Source organism: Paraburkholderia madseniana, assembly GCF_009690905.1.
Taxonomy (GTDB): Bacteria; Pseudomonadota; Gammaproteobacteria; order Burkholderiales; family Burkholderiaceae; genus Paraburkholderia; species Paraburkholderia madseniana.
Window position 1 is genome coordinate 1 of record NZ_VOSW01000261.1, and the last position, 1,638, is coordinate 1,638.

At 62.6% G+C, this 1,638-nt stretch carries 1 protein-coding gene; it reads right to left on the minus strand.

Features of this window, described 5'->3' with window-relative positions:
* Window positions 1-53: 53 nt before the first annotated feature.
* A complete protein-coding gene (locus tag FSO04_RS45700) occupies window positions 54-1,568 on the minus strand; it encodes an IS1182 family transposase (RefSeq protein WP_154567997.1) in 1,515 nt (504 codons plus the stop codon).
* Window positions 1,569-1,638 lie beyond the last annotated feature (70 nt).

Genomic DNA, 1,638 nt, shown 5'->3' on the forward strand with positions numbered 1-1,638 from the left:
GGCTTCAGACTGCTGACCAACCCCACGTTTTTCGGAGCGTGGGGTTTTGTTTTTCAGGCCAGGCGGGTCGCGGCGTAAGGCGCGAGTTTTGGGTCAATCAAGGCCCGGAGTGCGCTGATGAGCCGCTGCAGGCAGCCGTAAGGGCGTCGCGGCACACGTAAACACGCCCGCAGGCGTGCCACCAGCAGGGCGATCTTCTTGATATTCTGGGCCGCCGCGCCCAGCAGGCACTGCTCGGCCACCTTGCGCAGCCCGCGCATCCTCGCATAGCGATGCCCGTGCAGCTGCTTGGCATCGGCAAAGCTGCGCTCCACCGTTTCCTTGCGCCGCTTGTAGATCGCCTTGCCCCAGTCGGTCAGGCGACGCGCATCGACCCGCTCTTTTGCGCGCTCCCAGACGTGCCGGATCACCACTTTCACGTGGTTGGCGCTCGTCGTGCATTTCTCGCGTACCGGGCAACTACCGCATCTGGACGGATCGGACCTGAACTCCTGATAGCCTGCGCGATTCGTTGTGCTGTAACGTAGAACCTGTCCCTGCGGGCACGTGTATTCCTCCCGATACCGGCTGTACCTGAAGTCACGTTTGTAGAAGAACCCGGGCTTGTGATTTGGTGTGCGATAGCCCATCACGCCGTCGATGCCACGATCCTCCAGCCCCTGACAGATTGCCGGCGTGAAGTAGCCCGCATCCAGCCCCACGGCCTGTACATGGAAACCAAAGCGTTCGCGCTGCCGGTCCAGACGCGCCAGATACGGCTGGCTGTCGTGCACCGAGGCCGGTGTCACGTGGGTGTCGGTGATGATTGAATAGCGCGCGTCGACCGTACGGTGATCCAGATAGAAGAAGCCCGTGGGCTTGTCGTCGCGCACCATGTAACCGCTGTCCGGGTCGGTGCGGCTGACCTTCGTTTCCTTCTTGTCCTTGTCCGTGCCCGATGAACCCGGCGCATCGTCGTCCCCGTCCTTGTCATTCGCCTTCGGTTCGTTGCGCCTGAGCGGCTTTTTATCGTGCGCGGCACGGTCCGCGTCGACCGCGGCATCCAGCGCCGCCAGATACGCCGACGGCGTCTGCTCAAGCTCCACCAGATCGAACTTGCGCTTGTTGGCGTTGGCCTTCAGGTGGGTACTGTCAGTGTAGAGCACGCGCCCCTCGACCATGCCGCGTCCGATCGCCTGCTGCACGATCGCGTCGAAGATCTCCTGATAGACCGTCGTATCCGTGAAGCGCCGGCGCCGGTTCTGCGAGAACGTCGAGGCGTCCGGCACCCGGTCGATCAGCCGGAACCGGGCAAACCACCGGTACGCGACATTGACCTGCACTTCGCGCATGAGCTGGCGCTCGCTGCGTACGCCAAACAGGTAACCGATGAACAGCAGCCTGAACATCACCACCGGATCCAGCGCGGGCCGCCCGTTGTCTGCGCAGTACAGGTGCGCCACCTTCTCGCGGATGAACTCGAAATCCACCGCCGCGTCGATCTTGCGCAGCAGGTGGTCCTTCGGCACGAGTTCCTCGAGCGTGACCATCTCGAGTTCGTGCTGCATGGGTGTCGGTTTCTTGAGCATGACGCTCATTAAACGACAAAGCCCGGCGCGTGGCCAGGCTTTGGGGGTACTTTGTCAGCAGTCTGAAGCC